This is a genomic window from Spirosoma areae (assembly GCF_054781775.1).
Map to the genome: position 1 here is coordinate 20,178 of NZ_BAAGTT010000029.1, position 21,004 is coordinate 41,181.

17 protein-coding genes are annotated in these 21,004 nt (G+C 40.9%); all 17 read right to left on the reverse strand.

The features are described from left to right. Positions 1–201: 201 nt before the first annotated feature. A complete protein-coding gene (locus ACYVI1_RS16720) occupies positions 202–909 on the reverse strand; it encodes a hypothetical protein (RefSeq protein ID WP_460911801.1) in 708 nt (235 codons plus the stop codon). A 175-nt stretch (positions 910–1,084) separates the two neighbouring features. Further along, complete coding sequence (locus ACYVI1_RS16725; protein WP_460911803.1) at positions 1,085–2,083, reverse strand: phytanoyl-CoA dioxygenase family protein; 999 nt, start codon at positions 2,081–2,083, stop codon at positions 1,085–1,087. 282 nt (positions 2,084–2,365) lie between these two features. After that, a complete protein-coding gene (locus ACYVI1_RS16730) occupies positions 2,366–3,967 on the reverse strand; it encodes a lectin-like domain-containing protein (RefSeq protein WP_460911805.1) in 1,602 nt (533 codons plus the stop codon). 540 nt (positions 3,968–4,507) lie between these two features. Continuing rightward, positions 4,508–5,620 carry an acyltransferase family protein gene (locus ACYVI1_RS16735; RefSeq protein WP_460911807.1) on the reverse strand — a complete coding sequence of 371 codons (1,113 nt, stop codon included), beginning with the start codon at positions 5,618–5,620 and terminating at the stop codon, positions 4,508–4,510. A 198-nt stretch (positions 5,621–5,818) separates the two neighbouring features. Continuing rightward, positions 5,819–6,925: an acyltransferase family protein gene (locus tag ACYVI1_RS16740; RefSeq protein WP_460911809.1), complete on the reverse strand. Its 1,107-nt coding sequence runs from the start codon at positions 6,923–6,925 to the stop codon at positions 5,819–5,821. A 92-nt stretch (positions 6,926–7,017) separates the two neighbouring features. Next, on the reverse strand, positions 7,018–8,094 hold the full coding sequence (locus tag ACYVI1_RS16745; RefSeq protein WP_460911811.1) for an acyltransferase family protein: 1,077 nt from the start codon (positions 8,092–8,094) through the stop codon (positions 7,018–7,020). A 304-nt stretch (positions 8,095–8,398) separates the two neighbouring features. Continuing rightward, the gene (locus ACYVI1_RS16750; protein ID WP_460911813.1) at positions 8,399–9,967 is read right to left on the reverse strand and encodes a carboxypeptidase regulatory-like domain-containing protein; all 1,569 of its coding nucleotides are present in this window, start codon (positions 9,965–9,967) and stop codon (positions 8,399–8,401) included. 36 nt (positions 9,968–10,003) lie between these two features. Next, positions 10,004–11,329 (reverse strand): CsgG/HfaB family protein, encoded by a 1,326-nt coding sequence (locus ACYVI1_RS16755; RefSeq protein WP_460911815.1) that lies wholly within the window; start codon positions 11,327–11,329, stop codon positions 10,004–10,006. Positions 11,330–11,598: 269 nt separating this feature from the next. After that, entirely contained in the window at positions 11,599–12,048 is a 450-nt protein-coding gene (locus ACYVI1_RS16760; RefSeq protein WP_460911817.1) for a VanZ family protein, read from the reverse strand. Between the two features lie 57 nt (positions 12,049–12,105). Continuing rightward, positions 12,106–12,996 carry a glycosyltransferase family 2 protein gene (locus tag ACYVI1_RS16765; protein WP_460911819.1) on the reverse strand — a complete coding sequence of 297 codons (891 nt, stop codon included), beginning with the start codon at positions 12,994–12,996 and terminating at the stop codon, positions 12,106–12,108. Between the two features lie 91 nt (positions 12,997–13,087). Further along, positions 13,088–14,158 (reverse strand): acyltransferase family protein, encoded by a 1,071-nt coding sequence (locus tag ACYVI1_RS16770; RefSeq protein WP_460911821.1) that lies wholly within the window; start codon positions 14,156–14,158, stop codon positions 13,088–13,090. 97 nt (positions 14,159–14,255) lie between these two features. After that, positions 14,256–14,834, reverse strand: a complete 579-nt coding sequence (locus ACYVI1_RS16775; RefSeq protein ID WP_460911823.1) for an LbetaH domain-containing protein — start codon at positions 14,832–14,834, stop codon at positions 14,256–14,258. Further along, positions 14,809–15,954, reverse strand: coding sequence for a glycosyltransferase family 4 protein (locus ACYVI1_RS16780; RefSeq protein WP_460911825.1), 1,146 nt, complete (start codon positions 15,952–15,954; stop codon positions 14,809–14,811). The genes ACYVI1_RS16775 and ACYVI1_RS16780 overlap by 26 nt, the downstream gene beginning before the upstream one ends. A gap of 29 nt (positions 15,955–15,983) precedes the next feature. Continuing rightward, complete coding sequence (locus ACYVI1_RS16785; protein ID WP_460911827.1) at positions 15,984–17,144, reverse strand: glycosyltransferase; 1,161 nt, start codon at positions 17,142–17,144, stop codon at positions 15,984–15,986. Between the two features lie 23 nt (positions 17,145–17,167). Then, positions 17,168–18,343, reverse strand: a complete 1,176-nt coding sequence (locus ACYVI1_RS16790) for a glycosyltransferase (protein WP_460911829.1) — start codon at positions 18,341–18,343, stop codon at positions 17,168–17,170. 38 nt (positions 18,344–18,381) lie between these two features. Further along, a complete protein-coding gene (locus ACYVI1_RS16795) occupies positions 18,382–19,533 on the reverse strand; it encodes a glycosyltransferase family 4 protein (RefSeq protein WP_460911831.1) in 1,152 nt (383 codons plus the stop codon). A 64-nt stretch (positions 19,534–19,597) separates the two neighbouring features. Next, on the reverse strand, positions 19,598–20,989 hold the full coding sequence (locus ACYVI1_RS16800) for a hypothetical protein (RefSeq protein WP_460911833.1): 1,392 nt from the start codon (positions 20,987–20,989) through the stop codon (positions 19,598–19,600). Positions 20,990–21,004: the final 15 nt, after the last annotated feature.

Below are 21,004 nucleotides of genomic sequence, written 5' to 3' on the forward strand. Positions count from 1 at the left end.
GAAAAGACATACTATTAAAAACAGTACTGCCCAGCAGGTTTTACTACTAAAAATACTACTTACGATCAGCTTTCTTTCATAAAAATTTTTCATAGCGTTATTAAAAAGTTAAGATGCTGCAAGGCTATTTGTTTATAACCAATGCAGACCATCACAACGGCGGACCGTTTAGTGAGTACGTGTGAAAAAGTATCATTTTTATTATGGGTTAAATAATTTGTTTACATGGTCATCCATGGCTTTAATCTTTATCATTACGTTATCTTCTTCAGGAGAAGTAGCAACGGGCAGTTCGTAAGCAAATGCATCGATATGGCCATCGGGTTGAAGTTTAACCAGTGAAAAAAGGAGATCGGACTTAAGTTTCTCTGCCAAACGAAATATGTTTGCCGAATATCCACCATTTTCCATATCATCGATCAACACAATTATAATTCCACCTTGTCGTAAAACACTCCTTGTTTTCAGCAACACCGCCGGATCGGCAAATAGAGCGGGAATTTTTGTTGTTGTCCCTAATATGGGTATTAAGCCATCTTTAGGTAAGTTTTTAACAATAATTGCATCAGGTATTAACCCTCGTTCAATCATACAACGCACGGTAAGCAGAACCAATGGATGGTGGATAGAACACAACAGCAGCCCATTTGGGTAACTCTCTTTGAATAAGTTAGCCCCATTCGGCCGTATATTTATTGGGAAGACAGGTGTAGATTTAGCCCTGTCAGCTATAGCCATCAATAAGGTATCAAGCTTCGCAGACTGTACATTACGGAAACTGATATTTGGCATTTTTTTTGGCGGCTTCAGAGCTAAGGAATAATATTTTGTAATCAGAAACGCAGCCCTGTACCATTTGTCAGCGGGAAGGGTACTTGTAATAAATTTAGCGATAATGTTGGATAGCATGATGGAAATTAGAAAAGTTGAAAAATCGCTATAATCAGGTCGGATTATAGCATTAAGAGTTGGTAAAGCAAATTAGTAAAAAAAGGAAATTTTGACATGGCACCTTAAACCATGCTTTTTAATGAATAGGGTGAGTATTGGCGTTGAAACGTGGGTGTAGTCAGTACTCATGACCTTAATTGATTACCTTCCGTTTATGGCCAATTAAGCTTTTAAAACTCCATTTTGCCGGATTAATATTTTTTAACATGATCAGTGCATTGCTGGGTATTAAGCTTTTAATAACGGAAAACAGAAGGCTGTGAACAGCTTTAGGAAAAATACTTTTTTGCAGCAGCCACAGGTCGTGAGGTAGCATACTACTCACGGAAGTCTGAGGAAATGTCGGATAATTCGATTCTAACCCAAACCCTAAATAACTTAATACACCTGGGCTGGTATCGTCTACGAATGATGGATTGATTAATAGTTTTTCGCCATGCTCAGGATGGGCTTCTGACAAGGCATCTACCTGAAAAAGATAGGTGAGTCGTTTAAAACCCGGACGATTAAATGGCTCGGCCCGATGGATTAAATGAGTGTTGCAAATAACGAAGGTACCCTTTGGCGCTCTTACCGTTACAATATGATCGGCATAATCCTGTTCAATATACTCGTCGGCGAAAAAACGTTCATTATGCTTTGCCGACCATTTGTGCGAGTCAGGAATGAGCTGAAACGGATTTGTGTCAGAAACGTCAGATAAATATAGTAAAAACAAGAGACCCGGTAACGTATGCTTTCCGGTAAACGTATTCCCTGACTGAAGGTTATTGTCTGTATGCCAGGGCATATGGGCTTTTGTGTGGGTTTCAAAAATACGCTGATTACTCAGCTTGTGAGGTGCCTTAAAGAAGTGATTGCAAATAGTTCTTACTTTTTCATTCGTGACAATATCATAACAGTCCTTCGAGACAGCCAGTGTATGGGAATGGAAATTCATTCGTTGTGCATGAACAACACCAACGAAATTATTATTGACCAAATACTCGTTTAGGTTGATCGTGGCCCGTATTCTGGATAAGGTAGTCTCGCTAAGAGCATTCTCAAATATGATAAAGCCTCTACCATCCTTAAGTTCATCCGCTGCTTCTGCTGGAACACATTGGTTAAAAGTAAATTCAAATGTTCCCATATTGTTAATATGATAACTAATAAGTATGAATATAAAGATAAAGTAAAATAATAGTTATCCACCTTAGTTTGCAAATATATATATTAAACGCGTTACGATTCATCTGTAAGTCATATGTATAAGCCGAATAGTACAATTTAAGTCAAAAAATAGCAACTATAAGCTCCTACTTATGCGCTATTAGTTATTAATAAATAATAATATATGGTAACTTATTGGTGCTTTATGTGTAAGTGAGTGACTATACTATATACGTATTGAATCCTTTGTGATAATTGTATTTTATTTCAGTAACACGACCGCGCCACGTTTGATAAACCATTGATTCTCGTTATTCCTTCGGGAGCGATAATCAATCCGCCAGGCATAGACGCCGGGCGGACAGGGTTGCCCTTTCCAGGCACCATTCCAGAATTCACCTGGATTTGCCGAGGAAAAGATTATCTCGCCCCAGGGACTGTATATATTTATTCGCGTGTCAACTTCTGCACTACTTTTCCATTCAAACACGTCGTTTTTTCCATCTCCATTGGGTGTGAAAGCGTCAGGAACATAAATTGATGCCGGAGGTGGGCAATCATCCAGAATCGTAAACCGCTGCTCTACTGAACACCCAAACGCCGTACTGATTTTCGTCGTGTAACGTCCGGGTATACTGGTCACTAAAGTAGGCGCAGTTGTGCCACCGGGAGTCCAGGCGAATTGTAGATCGGTACCTGTAGCCTGAGGATCAAGCAAAACAGGCGATTCGCGTGGGCAATTGTAAGTAGGTTCGTTCGGAAGGCCAAGCTTAGGCAGGGGCTGAAAAGTTACGTCTGTTGTATCACTGACCGAACAGGTCCCCACAGTAACTTGCAGGATGTAGGTACCCGAACGGGTGGGTTTCAATTGGCGGGTCGTATCGTTGGTCGACCACCGAAATTTGGCTGCTGTATTAGCTGGTGTTAGGGTGGGGGTGAGGACAACTACGCCGTTTTCACACACTGTTCGATTTTCTCCCAAACTAAGTCTGGGGGCGTTTACGTTGACAAACACACTGTCGATTTTGGGGACTGAGCAGCGATCTAAATAGCTTACTGTATAGAGTTGAGTTGTGGTAGCCGTGAGTAGCGGATTTCGAATACGGGCATTACTAAGCCCTATACTGGGTTTCCATTCGTACTTACTATCAATCGCCAAGCCTGCCTTAAGCGTAGCCGTGTCCTTCGGGCACATCTGGAGAGTGTCGCGACTAAGTACGTCGTTAGGTAGCTTTACCTGATGGGCATTGCCGGCTGAGCCTGTAGAAGAAGTTATGCCCCAGTAAACCTCCTGCGTTCCGCCAAAGATATCGTTCACCAAATCAACGGATTGCGACACTCTCGAAACGCAATCGACATATACCTGTAGTACGTGAGTCGTTGTATTCCAAACCAGCTTAATAAGATGCTCCTGCCCATCTTTAATGCTCTTTGAAGTCGTCGAAATGGGTACGGGCGCTGCCGATAAGGGATTAAGCCGGTGATCATTTATACCATTGCGCACTACGGCTATATGGTCAAAAAACGGAGTGGCCGGATCACCTGTCTCACTGTTATAATGTGTATCGAATTCTATACCGAATGATGGCTTCATACCTCGGAAGCCAATACCCGCGCCAGGCCCTGCCAAAGCATTAGTACCTATCGTTTGCATAACCACAACCACCCCGTCGGCTCCGTTAGGATTGGCACTAAAGTTTACTGTAAATTCTAACTCAAACGACTCATTTAATTTGAGCTGCTTATTGGCCCACACAGCACCCGTTTGTGACTTCCCCGGAATTTCTTCTGTGACATAATAAACGTTAGGGGCGGGGCCTGAGCGGGCAGATCCTACAATCTTATAGCTTTGGGCTTTAACCATAAGACTACTGAATAACACCCATCCAAGTAGTGATAATATACGTGTGAGAGATAGCGGAACGTATAGCTTCATCAGATCATAGTAGCTTATAAATTAGCTAAACTGTTTTATGAGACTACTAATTTAGCACAATTTGCCGTACACATTCAGGATCAAACAATTCTTTTATTATAAGTAGCCCATAAGTAGTAACTTAAAATAGCAAGACTAAAACAAATGATGCATAATCCTGGAATAATTGAATCGCCTGCGCGGAACTTCCAATTAGGTCACTCTTCACGTTATTTACCTTACAATTGTAATAAGTAGATAATCTAAGACGATATGGTTATTACTTGAACCTTTTAAGAGGAAATCCAGTGTAGTTTTAGTATACTGGCGACTCAGGCGGCCTTAGAACACTACCTATAGCGGTAGGTCTCAATCCACAAAAAACTTACTAATTAGGCATAACAACTCCTTTTGCAACTTAAACGATGCTGCCCCGACGCCAACTTATTGCCCGTGAAGCAGTTAGTGTATTTAGGCTCTCATTCCATTTTAAAGAGGCTTTTCATAGTTTTTTTCTATTTTCAACGCCTGTGGCCATATACGATTAATAGTCCATCGAAAGAAGCGCGCCCAGTTATTTCGTTGGCTTTCCAAAAAAAGACCAATTAATGTAGCTAACAAAATTACAGATACAATAGCCTGACACATCTGTACCACATCATTAGGACGCCAGCCAAAAACAGCTCGCCACAACACCAATAATGGGTAATGTAAAACATAAAGAGGAAATGATAAATCAGCAACAGTACGTAATAATTTTATCCCTTTTGATTTTGAGGAGCGTTCTTGATAGGGCAGATACCATAAAGCTAATGCAACGAAGATTCCTATGGCCCAATCAGTAATAAATCGATTAGCCAGGTAGAACGGCCTCTGACCTAATGGGAAGGGAAATGCTGGCAAATAGGTTGTGCCAATAGCAGCAATGAAAAGGAATAAAAAAACAAAGAGCCAGGATATTTTTGTTGTAATTTTTGGTCTTGGCAATTGATATGCCATAAAACCACATAACCAGATAGGCATTAACAAAAGAATTTTAGGACCCGCAATCAAACAGGCACCTATTGGTAATAATAGTGATTTCCAGTTAGAACTTCGGTAAAACCAAAGTCCAAAAATAGTGTAATACCAAAATTCAAAGCTTAAAGACCATAAGGGGCCATTTATAGGAGGGGCTGCTGAAAACAAGGCAATTTCGTTACAGAAAACTATACTTAAAGCATAGCGAGGCCATGAAGAGCCTCTGGTGTAATCCATAGCCAAAGCGGGGTCAATAATATTTACTACAATTTCGATAATAGCTGTTAGCAAAAGAGCAGGCGCTACTGTCGAATAAAGCCGGCTCAAGCGCGCAACTGTATATTGAATAAAGCCACGGTTATTGCTGGTGGTTGTATAAGCAATGAGATAACCAGAAAGCACAAAAAAGACTACGACTGCCGCATGCGATAGATTATTTGATAGTTCAGCTATATCATAATAATTTGTTAACCACTGCATGTTCGCGTGGTGGACCACTACAATAAGGGCGGATAAGATACGAAGGCTGTCAAGAATTATACTTGAACCTCCATCAATGGTGCGTCTTTTTAAATTATCCATAATTTCAAATTGCAACCCCTAAAAATTAATCTCAAAATAATTTTGACTAAATTAAGGTTTTTTTATTGATTTTATTTCCCTTACTTAGTATTACTGACTTATTTGTTAAAAAGAATTAATTTACTTAGTCCATGAACTAACCGACGCTTCATCTCTCCAATCTTGTCGAATCTGTACATATAGCTATAGTTGAGCCACTCACTTCATTTTTTCAAGAGGTTCTAAATGCGTGAATTTATCCTTAAACCTTAAAAAAGATTTTTCAATAAAATAATAAGAAAAACAAGCAGCCAAATAAATTAAGGCTACTGTCACTATTAAGTTTATTTTGTAAGTGTCTTGTATATAAACTATAAAAAATGTTTGCCATAAATAGATGCTATAGGATAGTTTTCCTATATGATTCATAATAGCTGAATTTATTAGTTTAAACCAGGCGTTTTTTACGTTGATAGAATATACAATAATTAACCCAAGAAGCAAATTAGTTAGTAAGCCAACACTTCCTATTAAACCATATGAAATTGATGCAATAAATAAAATTATCTGACTATGTAACTTTCTCGCTACAGCCGAAAATAAATAATTTAATAAAATTAGTAAAAGCAAGGCTGGCAAAGCATAAACAAAATATTTTTTTTTTGCCTCAACCCAACCAGTAATTCGTTCATACTCAATTGCAAACAAACAGCCAATTAATAAAGCATCTCCTCTGGCAAAGATTGTGTTTTCTATGGAAAAATCTGGCACTATAAATCGTACTATAATGCGAACACTACAGACCACCAATATCAAGCGACTAATGATCAGTACATTAAATTTATTACGTTTTATGAAAAATAAGGGCCAGAGTAAATAAAAGAACTCTTCAACCGATAATGACCATAAATGCCCTACAAGAATGTTTTTTTCATGAAAAAACTGCTTTGTGAATGTAAGGCTACTTATCCAGTCAACAGCATTTATGGCTATGTTGCCGGATCGTTGTAATAAAAAATAAATAAACAACAGTAAATAGTAAGCTGGAAAAATTCGGATAATTCTTCTTATATAGAAATTTTTAAGAGAAACCACTCCAAATTTTATTTCTTCATCCAGTAGTAATTTTGTAATTAGAAAACCGCTAATTATGAAAAACATATTAACCCCTAAAGGCCCATTGAATATTGATAAGGCTATATATATTAGTACATTGTTGCTGTAGAAGCTCTCGGGAAAATAGTGCTGCTGATAAATATGGTAAGCCACTACTATTAGAACGCTTATCGCTCGTAAGCCATTTAGGCTTGGTATGGTTTTCAGCATATTGATGATGACTTAACCGGGTTGCAGGCAGAAAAACTGGTTTGTAAACAAGCCGTCTGAAACGTGGACAGTATCGCTTATATCAACTCTTGTTAAACGGACCTCTTTTTACTATAAAAATCAAATATCCAGTATACTGCAGTAGCAACAGCTAAACAACATATTACCAATAAAAACCAATTGCCAATTTGCAATTTTTTACATAAAATTAAAACAGAGAAATGGGTGAGATAAAGTGGATAAGATATATTGCCCAGAAAATTAAAAAATCTTTTATAAAGTAACGATAACTGCGGTAAACTTCTAGTCCCTACCACAATAAAATATATAAATATCAGACATATTAACTCAAAAATATATTTACTGATATCCGTAGTAAAAAAAAGATTTATTTCCTGGTGTTTTACTCTCGAGCCAAACGCTATTAAAACAGTAAGTACGAAATGAATGATGAATAGTAAACTAATGATTATGGAAATTTCTTTTCGTTTATCGCTAAATATAGCCAGCATGAAGCCTATTAACCATATGAATGATAATAGTAAAAGGTTAATGCCAAAATTTGTGCCTGAATAATAAGGCCAGTGGAATAATGATCGGCCAGCTGTATAAAAGCAATAACAAACAAAAGATATTGTAACAAGTGTAAGGAGTGTCTTGTAAGATTGTTTCAAAAACACCGGAGCCAGACCATACAACCAAACTTCGAGCGATAAAGTCCAGGCTGGCCCTACATAGGATGCAGGAATAATGACCTGATTAGCAAAGAATAAATTTACAATGATAAACAGTATAAAAATAAGAGTTAATTCTTGAGGGACTATCAAATACTGAAGGACTATACTCGCAAGATAAACCGGATAAATTCGTTGAATTCGCCTTGAGAAATAACCCTCTTTGTTTTTAGCTATTGAACTGCCGATTGACAATCCACTAATTAATAAAAAGCCCATTATTGCATTAAATGCATTAAAATTATTGATCCACTTCAGCGGACCAGAGTTAGGTACGTGGGGTACTATGTGTGCTGACACAACAACGAAGGACAACAGAAATCTTGTAAGCGCCAACATGGGCCAATTAATAGACCCTACGCCAATCAGCTTATCAAGAAAAGTAGACGTAAAGGAATACATTCTGGTATCTTGAATAATAGATTTTGATAACATACTACAAGACTTTTAAAGTATTTTTTGATTTATTGATATGAATAGTAAACTGATTGGTTTACCGCAAAATGATTTCAAGAAGTGGCGCGTCATACCTAAGCGACAGGCAACCCTGTTGTTTAGGCATGACGCGCCAGAGATACGTTTGATATGTTTAAACGACTTCCGAGTCAGGTACTACTAATTCGTATGTTACTTGTTATGTGTTGATCATCAGAATTATTCCAAACTCAGTCAATTAACAGGCCGGAACTTTTTCCTATTTACCGATGAATCAAAAGGCCTGACTCGGTAAAAATTAAATTTAGGGTTGTCGCCAATAGGGCATTTCTGCTGGTGTAAATAATAGTTTGCGGTTGCGGCTGCTTTGACTTGTTCCGGATCCAGCTAAGTCAATTGTATAGACCGAGCGGGTTCCGATGCCTGTGTTATCGGTATTAGTAAAGATCACCTGCAATCCATTCGGAGAAAACCGAGGATCCAGATCGTTGGTGCCAGCCGGCTTGTCGATCTGTGTCTGCGAGCCATTTTGCACTGAAGATAAGTCGAAGAAGGCATTTGTTACCAGATCGAGCATAAGAATACGTGCATCCAATTGGCGGCCCTGCTCATTCATAAATGAACTGGAATCAGCCGAGAATACTAATAGATTACCTGTTATCGAGAAGACAGGGTTCCCCACTCGCTTTGTTTTTCTGACAAAAACCGACTTTGCCCCGGAACCATCGGTGTTGTAGGTGCTGATTTCGTTATCATATACGCTCGTGCCCGTTGTCCGGGCCGCAATACGATTGCCTTGTTGAGACCAGTCACAACCTGCAAAAATGCGCCCGGGAGTGGCCTGAATTAGTGTCCGTAAGGCGTTGCCATCAGTCTGAACGGCAAAGAGCTTATCATAGCTTGGAAATAGCAGTTGTGTACCGTCGGGCGACCAGCAAAAGGAAAGATCGGTTGGATACAGACCGGCAATAGGAACGCTTGTGACTTGACGTATGTTGCTGCCATCCGCATTCATGACGTGTAAGTAGAGACCGTCATTTATACTGGAAATAAACGCAATCTGCTGACGGTTAGGACTAACAATGGGACGCCAGTTGCTACCAGTCCGGGTAAGCTGTAAAACAGCTCCGGTTGCGTTTGACGCAAAAATCTGGTATTGGCCGTTCAGGAGCCGGGCAAACACATAACTATAGTTGGGAAAGGGAATAGTTGAAAAGGGCCATACCGGTCCGTTTGTGGTATGCGTCGCATCTTTGACCGTTACCTGCCAGAAGTAACTTGTATTGTAGTCTAAATTTGTGACAACTAAGCTATCAACCTTAAGCCCTGTGTACGAGGATACAGCCGTCATAACGCCCGACTTGAAAAGCTGTACATCATACGTCAGAATATCCTTATCTGGGTCAGTAGACTTCCATTTTAACGTTACGCTGGCCGGTTGAACAATGCTGTTAAGGGCTGGCGCAACTAAGGTAGCCGCTAACGGGGGGCTGTTTGTTGTTGGGGTTACTACGACCGTATCCTTTACTTCAGTAAGCAAAAGCGTTATGGCTGGTAATGCACCCGACGTTGCTGTAACCGTAGCCATTTGCGTTACGTACCCTGCTTTTGCTGCCTGAATTGTGTAGCTGCCCACTAAAACACTATCATAGTGAAATCTGCCCGATGAATCAGTAGCGACAACACGACTGTTAGGATTCAGTGTCACGAGTGCATTTCGGGCGGGTTGCTGGTTGGCGCTATAGAGAACCCGGCCCCGCAGGATTGCATATGGGTCCGAAGACGCTGTCGGAGCGATGGTGAAACTTTCTTTACAACTTAACAGGATTACTATCCCGGCAAATAATAGAGTCAGATAAAGGAGATATTTCATTAGGATTGAGTGCTTGTTTGGTCTAATCAGAAAATGTTATCTTGTTTGCGGAGTTACCTGCGTGAACGTTATTGGGGTGGATTTACGCAGAAAACGTCCAAAATGAACAACTAAGCCGAGCGTAATGCGCGTATAAAAATCATTGCGACTGCCCATTACTTTCCCATCCAACGCATCGGTAAACGGTAAGTTATAGGATAAGGTGGAACGGAGTCCAATGATCCTGTTTGGCGAAAACTGCAACCCGGCTCCAAACTGAGCTTGTGCGTACTTATCCCCGAATAACTCAAAGGGCGTTGACCTGCTTCGGCTTACTACCCCCGCTCCCCCATACACGATAGGCGTCCACCGCTGAAACGGAAATGGTCGAAACATAACATTAGCCTCTAAAGAAGTTAAATGGACAGAAAACGCATCCTGACTGGACAATGTACCGGTGGCGGCATTGATCTGAACGCCTACAATGGGGGTTATATACATTTCTGCCGATACGCCGTAGGTATTTCTGGTATCCCGAATGGTGTAATCGCCGGTGTAACGCATGATGCCTATATACGGATGCAGAGTAATAAAGGGCGCATCCATGCGGGGACGAACCCCAAACAGGTACGTATCCGGTTGAGGATTGATCAGGTCCAGTTCATTCATAGCCACTTTCCCCTGTTCGTAGGTATTAATTATAGCGGCCATCGCAGTTGCCGCCTTGTCGATGGGCAGCCACACGCCATCGCGGACTCCTTCAATTATTAATCCCTGAACGGCCTGCTTGATGGCTTCCATTACGCTTAGTTCACCCGGTATAACAGACGTTAGACCGGTTTCTGCTTTATAAGGTTCTTTAAACCAGACAAAGCGGAATAAAGCAGGATTAACTTGCTGCGAGTAGATGGTTCTGGTCGTATACAGTGTTTTTAGAATTTTCCCCGATTGAGTAGATACGGCCCGCAGATACACCGTGACCCGGTCTTGCTGGTACTGTTTGGGACTATTCCCGCCGAAGTACTCGATGGCGTGCTCATCCGAGAGTGTCGTTGTCTCGTAAGCCAGGATGCCCCCTTCCAGAAAAACAGTAGCTGGCGGTGCTGGTTTTTCATCGACTTTTGAGGGCGCTCCATTTGACTGCGTATCTCTGCGTTCGCTCAGTAAACTAATGACATTGTCGTACTCGACGGGTGTAAACCAGCCGCTTTCTTCGAGCGTCTTAATCAGCAAACTTGTATAGTCCTGTGCAATAGCCGCCTGGGGCATCGTTTTAGACGGTTTGGTCCTAATCTGTTTGTGCTCATCCGTCAGGTATCGGAACTTACGAACGGCGGCTGCAATTTTCTCCTTAGGCGGGGGTAATGGGAGAGATGAAGCCAACTTTGCTTCGCTTAAAGAAACCTGTTGGGCGCGAAGCGGACCAGGAAAAAACATGACAATGCCGACTATAGCACCAGTTATTCCGGTGGTTAGAAGCAATCGCAAGGTATTAATCAGACTAAATTTCATGTAAGTAAACGTATAATAGTGCATTTCGTGAAGGTAACTGGTGGGAAATCAATGTTATAGATTGCTAATATAGGGTCAATCTTTTAAGGCTTTAATAGTCAGCCACTTGACAGGCAACAGTTGCCATCAATAGACTCAGGCTATGTATTTCCAGATGAAGACTGTGGTTGTTCTCTGGTCTGTTTTAAGGCAACCTGTATAACTTGAAAGCTTACGGCGGCTACTCCTAAACCACTTAGCGAACCTATTGATCCCCAGACTACATCACCCCAGTCAAAACTTCGGTGTGGCAACAGGAGCTGGCCAAGTTCAGCAATGAGAACGATACTTACCAGCCCTACTAAAGCAGCTACCCACCACTTCCACCCTTTTTTTGTTAATGACAGCAGGAAGCCAGTAAAGAAGCCCAGGAATAGCAGAGGAACGCCAGTACGAAGTTTGTCGTTTACTTCGGCATCGGTCCACCGGGCCAGCCAGTCCGGCAGAAATCCATACTTACTTAGCGCAGGATCGGGTAGCCAACTCAGATAAAAAACAATGCCTGTTCCGATAAGTAAAAAAAGTGTAACCAGGCCAAGGCTAAAGCGCACAAAAATAGGTTTTTTTATCACCACAACACATCTGCTATTACTTAAATATAAGATATATCAGGCAATTGGCTCTACATGTTTATTTTTTCCGGCTGCAACGACCGTTTTTTCCGCGTCCTGCATCTCACGAATTTTGAGATATATCTGAGTAAAATAAGCCATTTTAAGAATAGCAAACGCGAATCCACGACTGCCATCCCGGAAGCCGCCCATCAAAAAGAAACTCCCCAAAAAATAAATTGGCCCTAACAGCGGAGTTCGCATCAACCCATATTTAATGCGTTGCATCCACGACCAACGCTGAGTGACCCGTGCATCCGTTGTTAGTTTTAAAAACCGCGCTGCTTCCCAACTCGAATACTCGTTATGTTTTATTACATAATAGGAAACCCCACGTAAATCTTTGTGATCGATTTTAGTACGTATGCTGCCAATTTCTCCATTCAATACCGGATGCTCGTGAATTTCCATATCGAGATGGCTCCACTGATCCTCGTCGATTCGTTCATATTCGCCCGCTCCAACCTGAAACAAGGCTAATTTGTGTAGAAAATACCCGCCTTTATTTTGTTTGCCAAGAAAGTATATGGTGTAGCGAAGCCAGTACCCTACTTTGTTCTCGTTCCGTTGTAACGTTTCCCTTAACTCTGCTTTGAACTCATCTGTTAGCAATTCATCCGCGTCTAAAAACATAACCCATTTGGTACTGGGTGTATGATTACGTAAAAACCAGTTTCGTTTTTTAGGGAATTTTCCATTCCACGCAAACTCGACTACTTCGGCTCCGGAGATTTTTGCAATCTCAATCGTTCTATCCGTACTCCCCGAGTCTATAACAACAACTTTACGCGCTAAATCAGTACCAATAGCTGCCAGACACTTCGGTAAATTTTGCTCCTCATTTCGGACAGGAATGGCAATGGTCAAATCGAGGGTAGAATCCACCATAGTCGTTCTAAAAATCTGTTTATTGGAAACTGTGTATGTCAGCACTCCTTACTGGACTACTTTTGATTGCAGGGAGGCAACATAAATGACGTTAACTAACCACTAACATGCCCAGCTTTACTCGTTTCAATAGAAATATTATTCCCAGACAGATAGTGATTATCAGCGCTGTGGAAAACAGTGGCATGAAAACAGAACAGCCCCAAAATTGCAGGTAGGAATTTGAATAATTCGTAATAGGAGATAGCGCTATAATCACTAATGGATTTAAACAAAAAATGCCCAGTGTATTGCGCCCTAAAATTGTAACAAGATTACTCAACCATAATTTGCTAAGGATCGAATTCCCAGTTTGGCTCATCACCGCTGCCCACAGTAATGATGCGGCAATAAAAACACCGGGCGAAAGATATGGACTCGATGTTCTAACGTGGGGGTAAAATACGAAAAATTCCAAAGGGATGAGAATGGGGGCTAACGTACCGACAAGTAATGGGACCGACACTTGCTTTATAGTACTTCGATTGGCATATAAAATGCCAATGAAAACATACGGTAACCAATATATAAAAGGTCGATGCCCTAATTTATTTACAATATTAATAGTAAATAAAGGCGAGTAGGAAACAATACCATAGAATAGTATCGAAAGTATAATGACAGTCCCGGGAATGTTTATAAAACGATGACTAATACGACGTATTAGTACGAATAATGGAATCAGTTGAAAAAGAATAATAAAATAGTACTGACCACTCCAGCCATACCCAGACCAATGCTTGGTTATGATCTTGGCGAATGATAAACTAAATACATTGGCAGTGATAACCAGATAAACGGTAGACCAGAAGGCAAAGGGAATTAATAATCGGTAAAACCGTGTGAAAAGATAAGGATATGGATTATTGTGCTTTAAGATAGACTTTTCAGCAAAATAGGCCCATAAAATAATGAAAACAGGTACGCAGAAACGAAATAATGCTGAAACCCCGTCAAGGTATGATGGCGAAAATGGGATTAAGAAGGCACCATGAATAAAAACTACGCCAACTATTGAAATTGCTTTTAATATGTCAGCTGACATTGACCTTTGGCCAATGGTAGTCTCTTCTTGTGCCGCGTTTATGTTAGTCTCCTTCTGTGTAGTTTTTAGAGGTTCCATAACTCATTCATTAACGAGATTATATGTCGTAAGAGTGTTATTTATCAACGATAGATAATTTCCTCACCTGCCGCATTATAAATTGCCTAATCTGCTCCTATTTAATGAGTGAATTGGTTACGGACGGGCGAATGCCAATTTCTCGACTGGGATTTCCCGCTACAACTTTCCGGGGAGCCACATTCCTGGTAACTATGCTACAGGACCCCACAATGGCCTGTTCACCAACGGTTACGCCAGGCATAATGAATGCCCTGGCCCCAATAAAAGCATAGGGACCAATCACGATTGGCGCCGTAACTAAGTTCATGGCTGGCTGATCAAAAGCATGTGTACCCGTACACAAATAAACCTCCTGAGCAACCGTGGCGTGTTCATGAATTTCGATCATCGCTAATGAGTAAACGTTAGCTCGATCACCGAGGCAGGCATGATCATGGAGAATGAGATGCCAGGGTATCTGAATGCGTGCCCGTTGATGAACGAAGGGTGAACCGTAGATTTTGGCCCCAAAAAGTTTAAGCCAAAACAATCGCCACCGATTAGCTGGTTTAGGTGTCCATGAGCAGAACAGAGCCCAGACATATTCCCACATCAACGCCTTAATCCGGTGTTTTACACTCCATGGACTGTCGTAAGGAGTAAGCTGATTATGAACCTGCACTGTTGCTGGCATTAGCTGGAACTGACTGTTTTACGATTTGCTCGAATTCGTCTAAAAAAAGAGCAGCGATATGCTGAATAGAATGCGTTTGTCGGACGTTCAGTGCATTCTTTCCTAACTTGATCCGGTGCTCTTCGTCGTTCTGGACGTGTGTTATATGCTCCGTAAGCTGCTCTATGGCATTTTGAGCGCGGTGGTCAAAGATTAATCCATTTTCATTGTGAACAATGAAATCCTGAAAACAGGACAGATTGGAGACAACAGGTACGCACCCCCAAGCCATAGCTTCCAAAGGAGCCAGGCCAAATGTCTCTCCTTTTTCTGCTACTGATGGATAAACAAAAATAGACGCATCACTGTAAAATTTGTTTAGCGCTTCAATATCAAATACCGGCCCAATAAAGTCAATGTGAGCATCCCCTGCTAGTTGTTTTAAGAAAGTAAGGTAACCCGTGCCCCCTCCTCCTGAGGCTGTTTCCCAGGGACCAACAATTTGCAGCAGATACTCCTGGGACGTTTGTTTGTAAGCTTTTATTAATAGCTCCAGCCCTTTTTCCGGATGAACACGACCAACATACAGTATAACAGGTTTTTTATGTCTGTAATCCACCTCCTGCAAGGCAACAAATGGTAGTGGATTCGGAATCATTACTATCTTATTATACCGATGCTCAGGGAGCTCATCTTGAATTGCCTTAACGACGGCCGAGGAATTTGCCCGCAAACGAGCTACCTGCGTGTAGAGTTGCATCTGCCGTTTAGGCATACGTTGAACGTCTACCATACACACCCGCCGAGCTTTTTTAGGTAAGAGGACAGGTGCCCAGAATGTGTTACTAATGATTATGTCGAAATCTGCAGAAAAAATTCGACGGGCATTTCGTGTATAGAGTAAATCGAAAAATTTGAGAACAATACCAGATTTAGGTGTGTCGTAGCCACTTATCCTAATATGATTCACGCCATCTACTACTTCTGATGTTGACAAGCCTTCAATATGGCGCGAAATCTGGGTTACATCATGTCCCTTTTTTACAAATTCTTTCCCTAAAGAAAACCACATCTTTTCTATTGCCCCACCCAATATAGGAGGTACTGGAAAAAAAGCCCCCTGTAGAATTGCAATTCGCACAATGATAACTACAATTAAGATGAAATAGACTAATTAAGTATCTTACTCATTCGGATTGATACCTGGGTTATGTTAAAATATTTTTCAAAAGTAGCTTTCGCTTTTTGGCCCATTAATCGCTGTTGGCTAACCGATAAATTCAGCCAACTTTTCAATAACTGTGTAATTCCCTCCAATGAATTCCCGGCAATGAGACCACCACCACCCGCTTCAATTTCAGACCAGATATTTACCTGATTAGAAATTAATACGGGCTTTCCGCAACTCATTGCCTCAACCACAGCGATACCAAAATTTTCCTGATGGCTCGGCAGTATAAAGGCTTCACATCCATTGATGGCTCCCCATTTTGCATCACCTGTGAGCATGCCCGTAAAGAATACGCTGTCTTTTAGCTGAGAATTAGTTGCTATCTGCTGCAAAAGAGTTTGTCCGTAGGGTGTATCAAGGCCAGGACCAGCGATTACGAGTTTAGGTATGCCTGATGTTGACTGTAATAATAACTCATAAGCTTTTATAAGTAGGTCAACCCCTTTTTTGTAATGAATTCTGCTTAGAAAAAGCATATACGGCTGGTCACCTATTTCCGGGCATTTGTTTTCAAATGCCTCACGCATGGAATCAGAGAAGGGGGGCGGTTCATTTACCCCGTAGCCAACATTAATTTCTTTTTTTGGATGGTAGGGTTTAAAGGGTTTTCTGGCCAATAGCAATTCTGTCTGACAAGTAAAAAGTAATCCATCTGCATCATTGATTACTTTATTTTCAATCAGCTTCCAGTAAATCCAGTTTCGCCATGCTTTCCATTCGCGCCCTTTCACATCCTGAAACCAGGGATCCAGCATCCCATGCGGCATAATGAAAATTTTGGGTAGTTTGGCTTGCCCCTGTCCACTCTTCTTAATTTGGTGAATTGCTTTCCACACGGCATAACTGTGATACAGCCAAATTCCATTGACAATAATCACATCAAAACGGTCCATGTTGCCAATAAGCCAGGGAACGAGTTTTGAACTATATTGCCAGGGCCCTTTACCGGACCCGAGTGCATGAATTGGAAACGGATCCTGACCAAGGAATGAATCTGCTGAGTTGTCAAGACTGACAATTTCTCTGGTTACGCCCAATATTTGCGAAGCTTTATCCACGTTCCGTATTCCCTGACAGGGGCCTCCGGTCAACGGATTCATACTATTAATTACATGGAGAAATTTCACGACCGTTGATTAGTTGTTAATATACGCCTATAAATCGTTTCAACTTTATTTAAATATACAGTTGTGTCAAATCGTTGCGCGTTAATAAATCCTGCTTCGATTACTTCCTGACGCTTCTTTCGTGAGAAGCCAAGTATAGTGCCAACAACATGGGCCGCCTTTTGAGCCCATTGTTCAATTTCTTCCGCTTTATTTGGCCGACGGGGTATAAAAAAACCAGCCTTCCCAGCTACTTCTGTCATAGGAGCCTCGCCGGTTGTCACAACCGGACACCCCGCAGTCATTGCCTCAGCAATGGGCCAGCCAAAACCCTCTGCCAGCGAAGGAAAGAGAAATAAAGAAGCGCCAGCGTAGGCCAACTGAACAGCGGCATCGGGAATACCGGTAAAAAAATGGATATCAGTTGAAAAGGGCGAAGCGGCCTGTCTTTCTAAAAGAGCGGGAACAGGCTGTGCCCCTATCATAATAAGGGGCAATGCGTACCTACTGCTTGAGCGCAAGGCATCATAAATAGCAATAACACCCTGTCGGTTTTTATACCATTGATTTCCTCCAACATGAAGTATATACCCGTTATCGAGGTTCATACCAATTTTTTTAGCGAACAAATCACGGGCTTCATCAGCGGTATGTGCTCTAAACGTTTGGTTCAGACCCGTATAAACGACTTCGGAATAAGCCGGTAGAGCCGATAAAAGCACATGAAGATCCTGCCTCGTTTTTTCAGAAACCGAAACAAAATTGGCACCCTTCGAATAGCCACGACGAATAAAGGCCTGGTACTGTTTTCCCGTCCATGTCAACGGATTCTCGGAAATTTCGCCAAGCGCAGAACGCTGGGCTAAAAAATCATGGCAATGAATAATATGGGGCCGATTGGCAATCAAAGGTACCCAGGGACCCAGTGCATTATCAGTAACCACAAATAAGGTATCGGGTGAACAGTTTTTAAGGCGTTTCTGAACCTCCTGAGGGAAAATAACATACAAGCCAAAATAGCCAAGCCATTTCTTGTAGGCTGCCGGCATTTTAAGTTGCGATAATCGTGTTATTGGCGACCAAACCTCTACAACATGCCCTCGCTCTTTCATGCCCTCAGACAGCATTTTCGCAAAGCGAGGCATACTTTGCGAAACCAGAAAACTTGGATGGACTAAAAATACAATGTTCATTAAAATCTCTATGACTTGTATTGATAGAAAGATGACTTTTATAAAATGGTTCTAATATTTTCAACCACCGCTTGATAGCTATAGTTCTTGACTATATCTTTTGATGTAATCTTCCATGATAATTTATTGTTAAATAAAATATCCTTGATTTTTAGCGTCAATTCATCAACATCACCTGTCTTAAACACATACCCATTTACACCATTTATTACAAGATCATCTGCGGATCCCGTTAAATCGGACAAAACAAGCGGTAAATTATAATTCATGGCTTCATTAGCAGATAATCCCCACGACTCGCCAACAGTTGAGCACATAACAAAAACATCACTAACGGCATAGTACTGAGCGATAAGTGATTGATTTATAAATCCAGTTAGCAATACATTTTTTAGCTGATGTTGAGCAATGAAACCTTCCATTTCTTTCCTTAATTTACCCTCACCAACCATCAACAACCAACAATGCGGATTATTTATGTTTTTGAAAGCCTTTAACAAATCCATTGGTCTTTTCTTGTCAATATATTTAGCAGAGAATAAAATTACCTTATCTTCCCTGGGAATCTGTAGCTTCTCTTTTATCGCAGCTATATCATAAGTCGAGTTAGTGAATCGGTCATTATCAACTGCATAAGGACAGCTCAAAAGTTGCTCATCTGCTATTTTATAGCTTTTGTAGAAAAGACGATTTTGGGTGCCAATAAATAGAAAGTAGTTGATTCTGGGAAATAATATGTACTTCAAACCTATATATTTAATTTTTTGCTTCCAGCCTACCTTTCTTTGCTCATGACTTAAAGGCATATCATTTCGTATACAAATAGTATGACCATTTAACTTACCAAGCATTATAATTAAAAAATGAGTAAAGTAGTGCCATCCATGAACAACTATTATTGATTTTGGAATCCTAAAAATCTCTACAACCATGCTTAAATTCACTAACCCCCAGAATCCATTTGAATGAGATGGTTTATACGATAAGTTCTTGAAAAAGCGATAATTATATCCTTCCAATAAGGGAATATCCCATTTTACTTCTACGCCAAATTCTTTATCCATACTAACCCCAGTAGAACCACTCGAGCCATACCAGGCATCAACACTTAGCCCTTGCTCATTCATATACTTATACATTGGAGCAAAATATTGAATAGGGTGAGAATTGATAAAGATAATTTTCTGCATAAAAGGCCTTACTTATTTTTAAAACGATTGCCGGACCCTGAGCATTCTATTTATTTATGTGGTGTTAGTCCTGAGTTTGTAAACTAATTTTTTCACTTTTGTCAACGGCCGCTGCTACATTCAAATCATAAGTATCAAATCCTTTAAGTGCAATAAGAGCGCCTACTGAAAGCCACCACCAAATAGCAATAGGTGGTTGTATACTCAAAGTTGATACAGTTCCATTAATTATAACATTGGCCAATAGAAATGATGCGGGTACGCCGTATTTATTATCTCTGATAGTTCGCCATCGATTAAAACAAAAAAGAACGATTGAAAACCGAAATCCATACCATATAATTATCAAATATAAGCCGCCTTCCCAGGCTAAAGTGGCTGTATCTCCCTCCGTCCAAAAGCCTGTTGCTCTAATTATACCGGCGTAAAAACTAACTCGGTCAGCCCCATTACTCATTACACCTAAACCGTTTCCTATCAAAATAGCGGTAGGTTCCTGCTCCCAAAACCAAGTTGTCCAATCAGTTAATCCCCCTAAAATACGATCTTGAATTTCTTCGCCATGTGACCTATCTTCTGTACCAGTGGATCGCCTGTCATAGGCGGCAAAAAATTGAGGTTTTACAGTTCGGACCACAAGAAGACTTGCAAACATCATTGCCCCGGCAAGGGCGCCTTTACCGGCCATCAATTTAGGTGCCTTTCGGGTAGCCAGCACAAAACCAATAAAAAGGCAGGCTGCACTTCCTATTACCGCCGTTCTGCCTCCAGTAATAAATATACCAATCAAAAATAAGAGTCCGAGTATACCGGGTACAAGCCATTTTAGGTAATTATTGCTAAAATAAGGCAAAAAGAATTCTAACAAGACGAATGCACAAACAGCGTTTAAAAACCAAGAATACTGCCCTGTAAATGAGAATGTTGAACTTACCCGTAAGTAGCCAGCAGCCGCGAAAGCCTCTAACGAATCTCCACCCACACTTAGATTAAGCCAATGAGATGCCGGAAGAGAGTTCTGTAGAATAGATACCATAGTAGTTGGAACAACAAGGGCTGCTAAGAAGAGTGCAAAACGCTTAAATTGTTCGAGTCTATCCATTGGAAACGCCAGGGGAACCAACAAGCCAACTACTACATATAACAGGTATTGTTTGGCCGCAAATACACTCAATGGTAAATCTAAAGTAGCCGTATAGAGTAATAATGGGCCAAACATCATTAGTAATCGCTTCCATCTTACATTAAGCCATTTTAACCAGGAATGCATTTTAACGCGGCTAACTAAATAGAGCGTATATAAGCAAAGAAAATCCTTAAAGAAAAAAATGAGCTGCCCAACATTTTTGGGCACCAATTTACGGGCAACCCCCTCAAATACTAACACAGTCATTAGTATGTAGAGAATAATTTGGTATTTTTTTAGCGACTTATCTGAGGAGCTACGTGTATTCATTACGAAAGTAGGATA